Genomic DNA, 14,930 nt, shown 5'->3' on the forward strand with positions numbered 1-14,930 from the left:
CGCGACCGGGGATCCGATGCGACGGCTCAGTGACCGGCTGCGTGCGGCACGGCCGCTCCCACGGCCACCCGCAATGTGAAGCCCTCCGGGCTGCGGTGCAGCGTGACGTCGCTGCACATCTGGTGCGCCAGCCACAGTCCGACACCGGCGGACGCGGAGTCCACGGCACGGATCAGGCCGGTCAGTGGGTGGCGTGGACCCGGCCCGGCATCGGTGATGTGTGCGACCAGCCGATCGACATGCCGCCACACCCGCACCCGCACGGGGGTTGCGCCGTACACGGCGGCATTCTCGACTGCCTCGCTGACCGCGAAGACCAGATCCTGCACCTCCCCGGCGGTCACCGTTGTCGGACCGCCGGCGGCAGCGCTCTGCACGGCCGAGCGGGCCGCCGCCGCCGTCGGATCGAACAACTCGATCGTGGGCGGGCCCGGTTCCGCCGACGGCGGACCATTCATCAGATCATCGAGAACGACTGCGGACGTGGCGAACTCGGGATTCTGCAGATGCCGGCCATCACTGGTCACCAGTCGCGGGTGGGTACGGGCGACATCGGCGAGGACTGCGGCTGAGGCGGTGCGCACGTCGTATGGGCACAAACCCCACACCGGAAAAGCGGCGTACGCGTCGTTGACGGCCGCTTCGTAGCGGGCCCACCATCCCCAGGGAGCACCGAATCCGGGGTGGGGGACGTCGCCGACGATGCGGATCTGGGCGGCACCGCGCTGCGTGTAGTCGGCCATCAGTTCCTGGTAGGACCGGATGGCCGTGGCCGGACGGGCGTAGTGCGTGCCCGCCGGGATGAAGGTGATACCGGCGGTGTCCGTCAGGGCCGATTCGAGCAGCGCGCTGTTGGACTCGGCGAGGGTGACCAGCGTCGGCTCCCCGGCGGCCACCCCGTCGGTGACGAAGGGTAGGACGATGGCGAGGAATTCGTCGTCGCTGCCGTAGAACGCCGCCTCGTGGAAGTAGCCGTCGGTGCCGGCCGCCGCGCCGGATCTCATTCCGGCCGGCCGATGGTCAGGTGCTCGAACTCCATGATTTCGGCGATCCGGCCCACCATGTGCCCGGCGTTGAGCACGGCGATCTGCGTGTCGTACCGACGCCCCAGGTCGTCCACTGCAGCCAGTGCGTGGTGGTCGACGAAGGTCAGTCCGGCCACGTCCAGCACGACCGGTTGTCCGCGCGCGATGTCGGTGCGATCCAGCGCGGCGCGCAACAGGTCGTATGTCGACCGGTCGACCTCGCCGGTCAGCGCCAGCGCCACCGCCTCCGATGTCGGCGAAGCCACCGGGTCGGCGGCGTGCCAACGGAATGACGTGCCGACGTTGCTGACCGGATGTATGCATCCCACTCGGGTGACGGCGCCGGAGCCCAGCACCGAGCGGTCGTACGCGCACATCGCCGACATCGGGTGCCGACTCATGTATCGGTCGATGAGGTGCTCGTAGTGCGCGACGGCGTCCAACTGCTCGGGGGTGGTCACCAGGGCGGTGATGTCGGCCGCGACGCGGAAGCCGGTGAACCCGGCCGCCAGCGCCGCCGATGTCGCTTTGGCATATACCGCGATCTGGTCCTCCGCCGACACGACATGTCCCACTCCATAGGTGCTCCAGATCGATGTCACCTTCAGGGCGTCGGCGCGGCGCGGCGCGAGTTCAGCGAACAGTCGATCTCGGATCGATTGGATACTCGCATCCGTGTGAGTGCCTCCGTCGAAGACGTAGTGCACCTGCAAACCCTGAGCGAGTCCGTCCGCGAGGAAGTCATGCGCGCGGGCGGCGTATTCGTCGGCGTTGTCGAAGGCGAGGCACAGATGGTCATGGCGACCGTAGCCCTCGACGGAGTCGAGGACTCGAGACGCTCGCATCCCGTCGACTCTAGGCCCTGCAACGGCGAGTTGACCGCACAAGCAGCAAACGTCGCGAAATATGGCTCAACTCCGGCGGATGAGGGATCGACACCGCAACGTCGAGATCTGGCACGACACCTGGCCGGGCGCGGTGCGGGCAAGATCAAGGACGCCATGGACCCGGACAAGACCTAGTTTTCCGATAGATCAGGCACCCGGCGCACAGCCCTCGCCGGGTGCCTGAGTGTTGCCGTCACGGCCTTCCGTGGTACGGCGGCATGAAGGTGAAGGGCTGTGCGCCAATCTTTTTACCGATACCGTCCTTGGCGCCGGTCTGCGGGTCAGCCGGCCGACCCGACCGCGGTCAGCACGACATCGACGGCGGCGTCGATCACCGCGTCGTCGGGCAAGGTCCCGAACATCAATGAGGGACAGGCGACGACGCCGGTGAGCATCGACACGGCGGCGTCGAGTCGGGCGCCGGTGAGCACCTCGGCCAGCATGTCCCGCAACGGCCGTTGGCCCTCACCGTTGATCCGGTCGCGCACCCGCGCCATGTCCTCGACCGATGCCCAATGGGCCATGACGGACAGGATGTGATCGAGCCGCAGGTCGACCACGGCCTGCCGGAAGACCCGGAGTTCGCCGACCAGATCGGTCCGGAGATCACCGGTGCGCTCCTGATGCGGCATCTCGCCCAGCGCGTCGAGCGCCAACATGATCAAGTCGAGGCGCGCGGGCCAGTGCGTGTACAGCGTGGTCTTGGAGTACCCGGCGATCTCGGCGACGTGCGCGTGCGACAGGGCTTCGCACCCTTCCTCCATGAGAACCTGCAGCGCCGCTCGACTGACGTCGGCTCGGGTGCGCGCCACACGGGCGTCTTGGCCCTGGGTCTCTGCGGACCCGTCGTCGGCCGGTGCCACCGTCACCTCCCTGCCGAGTCGCGCTACCAGTCCGCAAAAGTTATCTAATGGACTTTTTGTCCATTAGTGGTAGACAAGTTCGGGAGTGAACGCTTTGATCAGAACTGTACTTCTCGTCCAGCAGTAGGCGAGGCTTTTCACGGGATCGAGAAGCGCGGCCGCCGGCTACAGGCGCGCGCACAACCGGAAGGATTCCCATGTCCGCACTGTTCTTCGGCTCCATCAGCACCCTGGCCGACACCTCCGAACTGCAACGACGGGCCTTCAACGAGGCCTTCGAGGCACACGGCCTGGACTGGAACTGGTCGCGCGACGACTACCGGGCCATGCTGGGCAGCAACGGTGGCAAAGACCGGATCGCCCAGTACGCCCGCGACCACAACCAGGATGTCGATGCCGGCGCCGTCCACGAAACGAAGTCCGCGGTATTCCAGGAACTGCTGTCCTCGGCCGAGGTGTCCGCACGTCCCGGCGTCGCCGAGACGATCCAGCGCGCCCGAAAGGACGGACTGAGGCTGGGCTTCGTCACGACGACCTCGGCGGACAACATCCGGTCCCTGCTCTCGGCGCTGGCCCCCGAAATCGACAGCGACTCCTTCGATCTGATCGTCGACAGCTCGTCGGTCAGCGCGGGAAAGCCCGACCCCGAAGCCTACCGCTACGCGCTCGATCAACTGGGTGAAGACGCCGCCCACGCTGTTGCCATCGAAGACAACGCCGGCGGAGTTCAGGCGGCCACCGCTGCCGGCCTGACCTGCATCGCCTTCCCGAACGAGAACACGTCGGGCGGCGATTTCACCCCCGCGCAGACGACGGTGGACGCGCTGCGCGCCGACGACGTCGTCGCGCTGGTCAAGTCCTGACCGACCGCACTGCGAGGAGACCGAACCATGAGCACCATGAAGGCCCGAGTGACCGTGTCCGACAGCACGTTTCATGTCGAGGGTTACGAGAAGATCGAGTACGACCTGCAGTATGTGAACGGCGTCTTCGACCCCGAGCAATCCGCTCTGGCCGACTGTTACCGGCACTACGGACGCGCCCTGATGGTCGTCGATGAGACCGTGTACGCGCTGTACCGCGCACAGATCGACGCGTACTTCGCCCACCACGGGATCACGTTGACCGTGCTCCCGATCCAGATCAGGGAGACCGCCAAGTCCCTGAAGACCTTCGAGCGAATCGTCGGCGAGTTCGATGCGTATGGATTGGTGCGCACCGAACCCGTCCTCGTGGTCGGCGGCGGACTGACCACCGACGTCGCCGGGTTCGCGTGTGCCAGCTACCGGCGTAACACCCCTTACATCCGCATCCCGACCACGCTCATCGGGTTGATCGATGCCAGCGTGTCCATCAAGGTCGCCGTCAACCACGGAAAGCACAAGAACCGACTCGGCGCCTACCACGCCTCCAGCCGGGTCTTTCTCGACTTCTCCTTTCTGCGAACGCTTCCCGAGGACCAGGTACGCAACGGGATGGCCGAGCTGATCAAGATCGCCGTCGTCGGCAACGCCGAGATCTTCGATCTGCTGGATGCCCATGGGGCGGATCTGCTGCGCACGCGATTCGGTTACCTTGACGGAACCCCGGAACTGCGTGAGATCGGTGACCGGTTGACCTTCCAGGCCATCGCCACGATGCTCGACCTGGAAGCGCCCAACCTGCACGAGATCGATCTGGACCGGGTCATCGCCTTCGGCCACACCTGGAGCCCGACGCTGGAACTCACCCCGCAGCGGCCCTTCTTCCACGGCCACGCCATCAACATCGACATGGCTCTGTCGACCACGCTGGCCGAGTCTCGCGGCCATCTGTCCGCCGCGGAGCGCGACCGCGTACTCGGGGTGATGAGCACTCTGGGCCTGGCCCTCGACAGCGAGCACCTGACCCCGGAACTGCTTGCCGCGGCGACAGAGTCGATCCTCAAGACCCGTGACGGTCAACTGCGGGCTGCGGTCCCCGATCCCATCGGACGCTGCCGCTTTCTCAACGACGTCACCACCGAGGAACTGGCCGAAACCCTGACGCTGCACAAGAAGCTGTGCCTGGAGTTCGACCGCGGGGGAGACGGCGTGGACATGTTCACCCCCGCCGGCCCGGACCGTCGCGTGTGAGCGGGCAGACGGCCGCCAGGGCCGCCCGGCCCGTCACCCCCACGACGATCCTGGCCGCCGAGCTCGACGACCTGGTACGTGCGCTCGATGGTGCCGACGGCGCGCCGGGCGACCTCGCCGATCGGTTACGGCGTGCCCGTGACCTGGCCGCGGGACTGGACCGGTACGTGGCGGACTGCACGACGCCGGAGTCCGAGGACCTGGCGCGACTGGCCGCCCGCACCGCCGAGACGGACTGGGCCAACCGGGACGCCCCCGACGGAGCGGTGTTCCTGGAACAGGAGATGCTGTCCGGCCATGTCGAGGGGCAGGCGCTGAAGTTCCTGGTCCGGCTCAGCGGCGCGCGGCGCGTCCTCGAGATCGGGATGTTCACCGGGTATTCGGCGCTGGCGATGGCCGAGGCGCTGCCCGCCGACGGCTCGCTGCTGGCCTGCGAGGTCGACGAGGAGGTCGCCCGGTTCGCCCAGCAGAGCTTCGGGGTATCCCCGGCGGGGCAGCGGATCACGGTCGCCGTCGGACCCGCGATGGACACGTTGCGCGCCCTGGCACAGACCGTCGGCGGTGAGCCGTTCGACTTCGTCTTCATCGACGCCGACAAGGCCGGCTATCTGGATTACGTCGATTACCTGCTCGACAGTCCACTGCTGAGTCCGGACGCGGTCATCGTCGTCGACAACACCCTCATGCAGGGGCAGCCCTACCTCGATCAGCAGCGAACGGCCAACGGCGAGGCGATCTCGGCGTTCAACAGGGCCATCGCCGATGACCCACGCGTGGAGCAGGTTCTCCTCCCGCTCCGTGACGGGGTGACCCTGATCCGTCGGGCCGGTCGGTGACGAGTCTCGCGCACGCAGCCCGCACCACGGTTGCCGACCGCGGTGCTGCGAACGCCGGACGCACTCTCGCGGCGCTGGCCGCGCTGTGCGCAACCCTGCCGATCGACCTTGCGGTCGTCGCGGTGGCTCTCATGCGCGGCGGGTCGGCGCCGCGGCGGGCCGTGGCCGGCGAGGCCGCCAGGACCGTGCTGATCACCGGTGGCAAGATGACGAAGGCGCTGCAACTGGCGCGCTCTTTCCATGCCGCCGGACACCGCGTGGTCCTGGTCGAATCCGCCAAGTACCGGTTCACCGGCCACCGGTTCTCCCGCTGCGTCGACGCCTTCCTCATCGTCCCCGAACCCGGCCACCCCGGCTACGCCCGCGCACTGACCGACATCGTGCGCCGCGAGGGCGTCGACGTGTTCGTACCGGTGTCGAGCCCGGCGGCCAGCGTGTACGACGCCGCCGTCGGGGACCTGCTGCGCGGCGGGTGCGAGGTGCTGCACGCCGACGCCGAGACCGTCCGCGCGCTGGACGACAAGGCCCGGTTCAGTGAGCTGGCCCGATCCATGGGACTGCGGGTCCCCGATTCGCACCGGATCACCGATCCCACCCAGATCGAGCATTTCGCATTCCCGGCGGGACGCAGCTACATCCTCAAACGCATCGCCTACAACCCGGTGGGACGCATGGACCTCACCCGGCTGTCCGCGGACACGCCCCGGCGCAATGCAGAGTTCGCCCGGTCACTGGGAATCTCCGATGACGACCCCTGGATCCTGCAGGAGTTCGTCGACGGCCAGGAGTACTGCACGCACAGCACGGTGCGCGACGGCGCGGTGCAGGTCTACGGCTGTTGCGAATCATCGGCCTTCCAGGTCAACTACGCACACGTCGACCACCCCGAAATCCGTTCGTGGGTTGAGCGGTTCGTGGCGGGCTTGCATCTCACCGGCCAGGTGTCGTTCGATTTCATCGAGGCCGCCGACGGCCGGGTGTATGCCATCGAGTGCAATCCGCGCACCCATTCGGCGATCACCATGTTCTACGACGATGCCCGGGTGGCGCGGGCGTATCTCGACGACGGGCACCCGATCGTGGTGCCGGATCACAGTGCGCGGGCCACCTATTGGATCTATCACGAGCTGTGGCGCCTGCTCACCCAGCCCGGCAGGTGGAACCGGTTGCGCGGCATCATCTCCGGCAAGGACGCGATCTTCGACCGGCAGGATCCGCTGCCCTACCTGCTGGTGCACCACCTCCAGATCCCGTCCCTGTTGCTGCACAACCTGCGTAGCGGGCGTGGGTGGAGCCGCATCGATTTCAACATCGGCAAGCTGGTGGAGCCCGGCGGTGACTGACGCCGCCACCGTGCCCACGGTGCTCCAACTCGTCGGCTCCCCGGTCGACGAGTTCTTCGCCGAGCTCTCCAAGCTGTATGCCCGGGCCAGCCTCGACGCGCTGTCGGACCCGCGGCGCAACCGGATGCTGGTGGCCCATGTGACGCCAGGTGGCCGGTGGTCCTTTCCGGCCGACCTGTCGCCACAGTCGCTGGCGGCAGCGCCACAGATGTCGTTGTCGCAGGCCATATCTCATATCGAGGGCATTGCGCCCGACGTGATGGTCCCGCAGATGTTCTGTCTGCCCGGCATGACCGCCTACCGGTCGCTGTTCGATGTTCTGGGCATCCCGTACATCGGCAGCAGCGCTGCGGTCATGGCGCTGGGCGCGGACAAGGCAAAGGCCCGGGCTGTGGTGGCCGCGGCCGGCGTGCGGGTACCTGCCGGACGCGTCGTGCACGACCGCACCCGCACCGACCTGGACTATCCCGTTGTGGTGAAACCGGTGTCGGCGGACAACTCGGTGGGTGTGACGCTGGTGACCGATGCCCGTGATTACGACCGTGCCGTCGACGACGCCCTGGTTCACGACGACGCGGTGCTCGTCGAATCGTTCATACCGCTCGGCCGCGAGGTTCGGTGCGGCATCGTGGTGCGCGACGGTGCGCTGTTACCACTGCCGCTGGAGGAGTACGCGGTGGACGCGGCGTCGAAGCCGATCCGCACCGGCGCGGACAAGTTGGACCGCGACACCGATGGTGCGCTGCACCTGGTGGCCAAGAGCACCGACCGGGCCTGGATGGTGCCCACCGACGACCCGGTGACGCAACGGGTCTGGGCAGCCGCCGAACGATGCCACCGTGCGCTGGGGTGCCGTGACTACAGCCTGTTCGACTTCCGGATCGACCCGGCGGGCGAACCCTTCTTCCTGGAGGCGGGACTGTACTGCTCGTTCGCGCCGAGCAGCGTCATCGCCATGATGGCCGCCGCCGCCGGGACGGATGTACGGCAATTGTTCGACGACTCCCTGGCCGAACTCGCCGGAAGGTGACGACATATGCATGCCAATGCCCTGATGCCGCTGGGCGCCGAGGTGACCGGAATCCGGGTCGACGCCCTCGACGCGCCACAGGTCGCGTGGCTGCGGACGGTGCTGGCCGACCACGGTGTGGTGATCCTGCGCGATCAGCACACCGACGATGACGCGCTGCTGCGATTCCTGCGCAGCTTCGGCGACATCCGGTTCACCGATGGTGAGACACCGGTGCCGACCCATCCGGATCTGAACGTCGTCAGCAACGTCGGGCGTACCCGGCCGCCGCGCTCGACCTTCCACGTGGACACCAGCTATGTGCGGTCACCGCCCGCCTACACCGCACTGCGCGCGGTCACCGTGCCGGATCAGGGCGGGCAGACCCTGTTCTGCAATCAGTACCGCGCATACGACGCGCTGCCCGACAACATCCGCGAAGGCCTGGCGGACCGGGTTGTGACGCATATCGCGACCGGTGTCGCACTCGCCGATGGGCAGGAGTGCTCGGCCGTGCATCCCCTGCTGCGCCGACATCCGGTGAACGGCCGCATGTCGCTGTATCTGACTGCACTGCAACGGTGTGTGGCCGTCAGCGGGATGACCGAGGATGAGGCCGCGCATACCCTGAGCTATCTGTTCGCGTTCTCCACGCGCGCCGACAATGTTCTGCGTCATCGGTGGGCGCCAGGGGATGTCGTCATGTGGGACAACCGGTGCGTCATGCACTGTGCCGACCACACCGGTGTCGTCGGGGACCGGGTGCTGCACCGGGGGATGGTCGGCGATGCGGCCGACCGAAGATTTTGACTGACGTGTAAACGGCTGCGGTACCCCAATGTTCGGCGCGAAGCGGGTTGCCGTGCTGTACTGAACGGAATGGCTGTCACAACTGCTGCAGACAGCGATCCCGGCGCGGATCTGGACGCCGCCGTACGTGCCGAGGGCCTGCGCATGTCGTTTCAGCCGATCGTGTCGCTCCCAGGATCAGAGATCGTCGGATACGAGGCCTTGGCAAGGTGGCCGCGGGCGGGGCTACCTGATCCCGTTTCCGTGTTCGCCCACGCCGCACGCACCCAGCGGTTGGATTCGCTGGACCAGGCCTGTATCACCGCTGCGGTGAATGCGGCCTTCGAAATCGGGCTACCGCGCGGAAGCATGCTGGCAGTGAATTGCGAACCGGCAAGCCGGTACGTACCTCAGGACGGTGGGCCGTTGTCTCGTGCTGCGGCCGAGTACGTCATGGTCGTCGAACTCACCGAGCGGGGTCTGCTCAGTGATCCGGCGGCACTGCTGTGCAAGGTCGAGCAACTGCGCTGCGACGGCTTCGCGGTGGCCTTGGACGACGTAGGAGCCCATGCGGATTCGCTGGCCCTGCTCGACATCGTCGAACCGGACGTCATCAAGTTGGACTTCAACCTCATTCACGGTCAAACGCATCGACATCAATCACAGACTTTGGCCGCGGTGCTGGCCTACCACGAGCGCACCGGTGCCGTCATCGTGGCCGAGGGTATCGAGAGCGAATTGCATCTCGAGCGGGCAGTTGCCGTCGGCGCCGCGCTCGGCCAGGGATTCAGGTTCGGGCGCCCGCACACCCCGGGCATCGAGGATCTGGCCACTGTGGCCCCTCGTGTCGCACTCTTGCCGGACAGGACGGTGCCACGCCCGGTCGCCCGGCCGGCGGATTCGCCTTTCGATCGTGCTGCCCGAGAGCCCGGCGTTTCCGTTCGCACGGCGCGCAAAGAGACACTCACGGCCTTCTCGCGTCATATCGAGCGTCAGGCAGCCGACACTGTGGATCCGGCAATGATCTTCGCCGCGGTCCAGGACAGCAAGAACCTCTCGACGTCGACGCTGCGTCGATACGAGACCCTCGCGCGGACGGCGCCGTTGACCGCGATTCTGGGCCGTGGTGTGCCTGCCGTGCCGGCCCCGGGGGTGCGCGGGGTCCAACTGGACGCTACCGATCCACTGTGCCTCGAATGGACGGTGGTGACGCTGGGACCACGAACAGCTTCGGCGCTCATTGCCCGCGAGAGGCCGCCGCGCGGGCCTGTGCGTGAGGACGACCGACTCTTCGACTTCGTGCTGACCTTCGATCGGAGCCTGGTGGCCGCAGTCGGCGGGCTGCTGTTGGGCCGGATACACGCCGCCGGCGCCTGACCGGTGGATCGTCGATGTGGCTGGCTCTCAGACGGTCATGCGGCGGCGAGGGTTCCGGCTTCTTCCGAATGTTCATGACCGCATCCACCGCAGTGCACCTCGTACCACAGTGAGTCGGATTCACCTGCAGCGAAGGAGTAGTCGGCCTGCCGACCGCAGCGGGGGCAGCGCGCCGTGCCCCGTTCCACCGTTGTCCTCATGGCTGACCTCCTACGCCCGCGTGTGCGCCGGGATTCATACCCACAGCTGCGCGAATGTAATCCGGCCAGGTACTCATCGGTTTGAGGTCCGGCGTCCCGGGCACCCGTGCCGGTATTGCGATACGACGATATGAGGAGCGTGCGATGGCCATCTGCGACACCTGCGGCAACGACTACGACAAGGCGTTCTCGGTGACGTTTGCGGACGGACGCTCAGCCACCTTCGACAGCGTCGAATGCGCCGCCGTCCAGCTCGCACCCGAATGTGCCCACTGCGGATGCCGGATACTGGGCCATGGCGTCGAGGCGGATGAGGGCATCTTCTGCTGCGCCCATTGCGCCCGCAAGGCCTCCAGCGCCGATATCAACGACCGCTATCCGGTGCCGTCCGGGGCGTGACAAATCCGTCACGCACTCCGGTGGGACAGCCACCGTAGTCAGGCGGTCGGCTCGGGGCCCCGCTGCGCTTGCTGCTTCCGGATCAATCCCAGCAGCATCCGCCGCAGCACCGGCTCGTCATCTCCAGTCGCGGCCACCAGCGAGGGATCATGCCGCTCGCGTTGCAGCAGCGCGTCATACACCTGCCGCCCGGACGGGGTGCTCGTCACCGACTTTCGGCGTTCATCACGTGGATCGACCTGACGGCTGACGTACCCGAGACGCTCCAACCGTTCGATCGTGCGACTTGCGGTCTGGTCGGTCACCCGGCAGGCGTGGGCGATCTCGCGTTGGGTCGCCGGCGCGGCAGCCACCACGTGGAGCACCACCAGTCCCGCACTGGACAGGTCGTATTCGCGCAGCACGTGTTCCCAGGACTGCTCGACGAGCCGCGCCGCCATCGACAGCAACCGACCCGTCGGCCAGCCGTCCAAGTCGTCCATCAAGGACCTCTCTCTCACCGACACTTGCAATTATTCAGCAGGCTGAACAATATGGTGGAGTCACCCGAGATTGTGTCAGCACCGCAACAGTGCCGAGCAGTGAGCAGAAAAGGACGCCGATGCCCTCTGAGACTTCGACCGCCCGCCGGTCCAACCACATCCCCGCGCTCATCGTCTCACTGATCGCCGTCGCGCTGGTCGCTGCGCTCGGGGGGCTGGCATCGATCGATGCCGCAGGGGATTACGGACAGCTGGCGCAACCCGATTGGGCGCCGCCGCCGAACGTGTTCGGTCCGGTGTGGACCGTGCTGTATGTGTTGATGGCGGTCGCAGCGTGGCTCGTATGGCGACGCGACCCCCGGCCCGGCAATCCGGCGATCATCGTCTATGCGGTGCAACTGGTCCTGAACCTGTTGTGGTCACCGCTGTTCTTCGGGTTCGGATGGCGTGGTGTGGCGCTCATCGACATCCTGTTGCTCGACATCGCGGTGGCCGCGACCATCGCGTTGTTCTGGCGGGTGAACCGCCTCTCCGCGGTACTGCTCGTCCCGTATCTGGCGTGGGTGCTCTTCGCGACCATGCTGAACTACTCAATCTGGTCGCTCAACAGCTGAGGTCAGTCCAACCGACGCAGCGAGACCGGCAACCCGTCTGCCGGTGTGGGGCCCGTGCCCCAGGTCATCCGGGGCCGGTAGCCCTTGGGCACCGACCAGACGAATCGTCGAAGCAACTGGTGCATCACGGCTTTGACGTTCATATCGGCGAACTGCTGGCCCGGGCACTTGTGCACCCCGCCGCCGAACGGTGCGAAGGCGTATCGGCTGACGGCTCCGAAATCGGCGCCACCACCGGTGAAGCGGTCGGGATCGAACCGATCCGGGTCCGGCCACCAGTCGGCCAGCCGCATCGACGCGTAGACGTTGATCGCCACCTGAGCCTTGCGTGGGATGTAGTGGCCGGCCACCTCGGTGTCCTTGACCGCCTGGCGGAAGAGGGTGCCCGCCGGTGCGTACATGCGCAGTATCTCCTTGAACGCGGCGTCCAACAGCGGGTAGTCGCGGTCCAGTTGGTCCACGCCCAGTTCGTCGTTCGGCATGTGCCAGGCCTCTTCGCGGAGTCGGTGCTGCCAGTCGGGGTTGCGGGCCAACTCGTAGACCAGCATGGAGATCGCAATCGCACTGGTGTCGTGGGCGGCCATCAGCAGGAAGATCATGTGGTTGACGATGTCCTGATCGCTGAACCGGTCACCGTCGGCACTTCGGCTGTGGCACAGCATCGAGAACAGATCGGCGCCGTCGCCGGCCCGGTGTGCCGCCACCTGCCCGGCGAAGTAGCGCTCCAGGCGTTCGCGGGCCCGTAGCCCCCGCGCCCAGGTACCGCCGGGGACATCGGCACGGATCAGCGCCTGGCCACCGCACACCGTGTCGTGGAAGTCCTCGGACAGCCGGTCGGACTCGGCGCCGAGGTGTGCTCCGACGAACACCTCGGCGGCCTGGTCCAGAAGCAGCTTCTTGACCCCGTCGTAGAACGGGAAACGCTCGGTGGCGGGCCAGCTTTCGACGGTGCGCGCGATCCCGGGACGCATTAGGCTCAGATATCCGTCGAGTGCGGACCGGGTGAACGCCTGCTGCATGATGCGCCGGTGGTCACGGTGCTCCTCGAAATCGAGCAGCATGATGCCGCGGTGGAAGAACGGTCCGATCACCGGCGCCCACCCGCGGGTACTGGAGAACGCCTTGTCCCGGTTGACCCACACCGTCTCCAGAGCTTCCGGCCCCATCAACTGCACGATCCGGAAACCGACGCCGCCGGCCCAGGACACCGGACCGTAGCGCTCGTACCGCCGTCGCGCGAACTCGAGCGGTTCGACGATCGAACTCAGGACGTGCCCGATGAGCGGGAATCCGTAGTTGCCGAGCACCGGTTTGAGTCCGGATCCGTCGGGCGGCCGGGCCAACGGATATTCCTGGCTCGGGTACCGGGACGTCACCGCGGCCGCGGCGGCCTGCAGGTGCAGCTTCGCCGATGCCAGCTGCTCGCCCGGCAGTAGCGTCGTCACTGTCCGATCCGGTCCAGGTAGCGGCGCCGGGCGTCGGGGTCGTAGTCCCCGGGTGGGCGTCGGAAGGTGGCGATCCGCTTGAGCGCTTGCAGCACCGGCTCGGGGGTGGCCTCCTCGATGGTGCCCATCGGGGCCAGCCAGCGGGGCACCGTGATCTCGCGACGAGGGCGGGCAGCGCTGTCGGCGATCGCCTTGGCGATGTCTTCGGGTTCGCGCGTCGGCAGCAACTCCAGGGACACCCCGGCGGTCAGCTCCGTGTGTACCGCGGTAGGCATCACCGTACTGAGTGTGACTGCTGTGGAATCGATTTCGGCACGAACAGCGCGGGAGAACGCTGCAACCCCATACTTGGTGGCGCAGTACACCGACATCCCCGGGGTGGTCACCTTGGCCGCCATCGAGGCGACGTTGACGATGTGCCCGTGATTGCGCGCCAGCATGCCTGGAAGGAAGGCGTGCACGCCGTTGATCGGTCCGATCAAGTTGACGGTGACCTCGCGGTGGTAGAGCTCCAGGCGGGTGTCGACGAAGGCTCCCATGTACTGGATGCCTGCGTTGTTCACCAGCATGTCGGGCGGGCCGTCGACGCCGGCTGCGTCGCGGAAGGCGGCGACGCTCGCCGGATCGGTCACGTCCAGATGGACGGCGCTGGCGCCGATTTCGGCGGCGGTTCGCTCTGCTTCAGCGATATCGAGGTCGCCGATCCACACCTTGGCGCCGCGGCGGGCCAATTCGGCGGCAGTGGCCTTCCCGATGCCGCGAGCCCCACCGGTGATGCAACAGACCGCACCGTCGAGGGTGATCATGCCCGGGCGGCCTTCTCGTCGCTGAACTCACGCAGACCGAAGTAGGCAATCAACCGGACCTCGCCGCTGGGCAGCGTGAGCAGAGCGCGCCCCAGGTACAGGCCCGGCGTCAGTTCTACGACCTCGTCGCGCGTGCGTTTGATCGGGAAGGTCCGCACACTCGGATTGCGGTACTCCTCGACGCCGTAGTCCAACGCGCGAACCTGGATGAACGGCGCGATGGCGGCGGTATCGATCCGGTGCCGGAACTCGAAGCCGACGGTTTCGCGGCCCACTCTGCGCAGACCTCTGTAGAGCGGCGCGACAGCGCGGAGCGAGAATCGGCCCAGCGGGGACAGCCGGTTGAAGCCGGTGCCGGAGGCGATGTCGAAGGTCTTGCCCCGCCAGGTGGGATCGATCTTCATCAGCGGGTTGGCCAGATAGGTCTCCGGGATGCCGAACAGCTTGCCGATGATCAGACCCTCCATCGGACCATCCGGTCCCGCCGGGGCGTGCCCGTGGGCGAAGAGCTCGGCCAGTTGATCGAACCGTCCAGCCTGCCCGAGCTCGCGCAGGTAGTCCCAGCCGAGCCGGCGAGCCAGGGTCGGCGTGCTCCCGGCCGTCACCCGCAGGTCGTCGAGTACCGACATGCTCTGTGGTTCGGCCTTGTTTGCTTGCTTGGTGTTGATAGGCAAGGTGGTCATGCGCACTCCCTTGATCAGGCACGAAGTTGTACCACTTATTTCTGGTACTGAACCGTGC

At 66.9% G+C, this 14,930-nt stretch carries 16 protein-coding genes; 9 read left to right on the forward strand and 7 right to left on the reverse strand.

Going from position 1 to position 14,930, the window contains the following annotated elements; all coding sequences use genetic code 11:
- Positions 1–26 precede the first annotated feature (26 nt).
- The 3 genes from BST17_RS06275 to BST17_RS06285 all read right to left on the reverse strand — a co-directional run bounded on the left by BST17_RS06275 (position 27) and on the right by BST17_RS06285 (position 2,775).
- On the reverse strand, positions 27–1,004 hold the full coding sequence (locus tag BST17_RS06275) for an anti-sigma factor RsbA family regulatory protein (protein WP_083056230.1): 978 nt from the start codon (positions 1,002–1,004) through the stop codon (positions 27–29).
- Positions 1,001–1,870, reverse strand: a complete 870-nt coding sequence (locus BST17_RS06280; protein WP_083056232.1) for an MEDS and STAS domain-containing protein — start codon at positions 1,868–1,870, stop codon at positions 1,001–1,003. The genes BST17_RS06275 and BST17_RS06280 overlap by 4 nt, the downstream gene beginning before the upstream one ends.
- A gap of 323 nt (positions 1,871–2,193) precedes the next feature.
- Positions 2,194–2,775, reverse strand: a complete 582-nt coding sequence (locus tag BST17_RS06285) for a TetR/AcrR family transcriptional regulator (protein WP_133053513.1) — start codon at positions 2,773–2,775, stop codon at positions 2,194–2,196.
- A 197-nt stretch (positions 2,776–2,972) separates the two neighbouring features.
- Here BST17_RS06285 and BST17_RS06290 point away from each other — a divergent pair, with 197 nt between their 5' ends.
- The 8 genes from BST17_RS06290 (at position 2,973) to BST17_RS06325 (ending at position 10,842) form a co-directional block, all read left to right on the forward strand.
- Complete coding sequence (locus BST17_RS06290; protein ID WP_083056240.1) at positions 2,973–3,638, forward strand: HAD family hydrolase; 666 nt, start codon at positions 2,973–2,975, stop codon at positions 3,636–3,638.
- Positions 3,639–3,665: 27 nt separating this feature from the next.
- Positions 3,666–4,889 (forward strand): sedoheptulose 7-phosphate cyclase, encoded by a 1,224-nt coding sequence (locus BST17_RS06295; protein WP_083056242.1) that lies wholly within the window; start codon positions 3,666–3,668, stop codon positions 4,887–4,889.
- Positions 4,886–5,725, forward strand: a complete 840-nt coding sequence (locus BST17_RS06300; protein WP_083056244.1) for an O-methyltransferase — start codon at positions 4,886–4,888, stop codon at positions 5,723–5,725. Before BST17_RS06295 ends, BST17_RS06300 begins: the two co-directional genes overlap by 4 nt.
- Complete coding sequence (locus BST17_RS06305) at positions 5,722–7,068, forward strand: ATP-grasp domain-containing protein (protein WP_234807558.1); 1,347 nt, start codon at positions 5,722–5,724, stop codon at positions 7,066–7,068. Before BST17_RS06300 ends, BST17_RS06305 begins: the two co-directional genes overlap by 4 nt.
- On the forward strand, positions 7,061–8,098 hold the full coding sequence (locus BST17_RS06310; protein WP_234807559.1) for a D-alanine--D-alanine ligase family protein: 1,038 nt from the start codon (positions 7,061–7,063) through the stop codon (positions 8,096–8,098). The genes BST17_RS06305 and BST17_RS06310 overlap by 8 nt, the downstream gene beginning before the upstream one ends.
- 6 nt (positions 8,099–8,104) lie before the next feature.
- Complete coding sequence (locus BST17_RS06315) at positions 8,105–8,887, forward strand: TauD/TfdA dioxygenase family protein (RefSeq protein ID WP_083056247.1); 783 nt, start codon at positions 8,105–8,107, stop codon at positions 8,885–8,887.
- Between the two features lie 69 nt (positions 8,888–8,956).
- Complete coding sequence (locus BST17_RS06320; RefSeq protein WP_083056249.1) at positions 8,957–10,243, forward strand: sensor domain-containing phosphodiesterase; 1,287 nt, start codon at positions 8,957–8,959, stop codon at positions 10,241–10,243.
- A 344-nt stretch (positions 10,244–10,587) separates the two neighbouring features.
- Positions 10,588–10,842, forward strand: a complete 255-nt coding sequence (locus tag BST17_RS06325; protein WP_083056251.1) for a metallothionein — start codon at positions 10,588–10,590, stop codon at positions 10,840–10,842.
- A gap of 38 nt (positions 10,843–10,880) precedes the next feature.
- On the opposite strand, the gene BST17_RS06330 is transcribed toward BST17_RS06325, so the two are convergent.
- Entirely contained in the window at positions 10,881–11,324 is a 444-nt protein-coding gene (locus BST17_RS06330) for a MarR family winged helix-turn-helix transcriptional regulator (protein WP_083056254.1), read from the reverse strand.
- Positions 11,325–11,443: 119 nt separating this feature from the next.
- On the opposite strand from BST17_RS06330, the gene BST17_RS06335 reads away from it, so the two are divergent.
- Positions 11,444–11,938, forward strand: a complete 495-nt coding sequence (locus BST17_RS06335) for a TspO/MBR family protein (RefSeq protein WP_083056256.1) — start codon at positions 11,444–11,446, stop codon at positions 11,936–11,938.
- Between the two features lie 2 nt (positions 11,939–11,940).
- Here BST17_RS06335 and BST17_RS06340 read toward each other — a convergent pair whose 3' ends face one another.
- Genes BST17_RS06340 through BST17_RS06350 form a run of 3 tightly spaced genes read right to left on the reverse strand, consistent with a single transcriptional unit; the run spans position 11,941 to position 14,872 of the window.
- The gene (locus tag BST17_RS06340; protein ID WP_234807560.1) at positions 11,941–13,383 is read right to left on the reverse strand and encodes a cytochrome P450; all 1,443 of its coding nucleotides are present in this window, start codon (positions 13,381–13,383) and stop codon (positions 11,941–11,943) included.
- Complete coding sequence (locus tag BST17_RS06345) at positions 13,380–14,189, reverse strand: SDR family oxidoreductase (protein WP_083056258.1); 810 nt, start codon at positions 14,187–14,189, stop codon at positions 13,380–13,382. Before BST17_RS06345 ends, BST17_RS06340 begins: the two co-directional genes overlap by 4 nt.
- A complete protein-coding gene (locus tag BST17_RS06350; RefSeq protein WP_083056260.1) occupies positions 14,186–14,872 on the reverse strand; it encodes a hypothetical protein in 687 nt (228 codons plus the stop codon). Before BST17_RS06350 ends, BST17_RS06345 begins: the two co-directional genes overlap by 4 nt.
- Positions 14,873–14,930: the final 58 nt, after the last annotated feature.

The organism is Mycolicibacterium bacteremicum, assembly GCF_002086115.1.
In the GTDB taxonomy this organism is placed as follows: Bacteria; Actinomycetota; Actinomycetes; order Mycobacteriales; family Mycobacteriaceae; genus Mycobacterium; species Mycobacterium bacteremicum.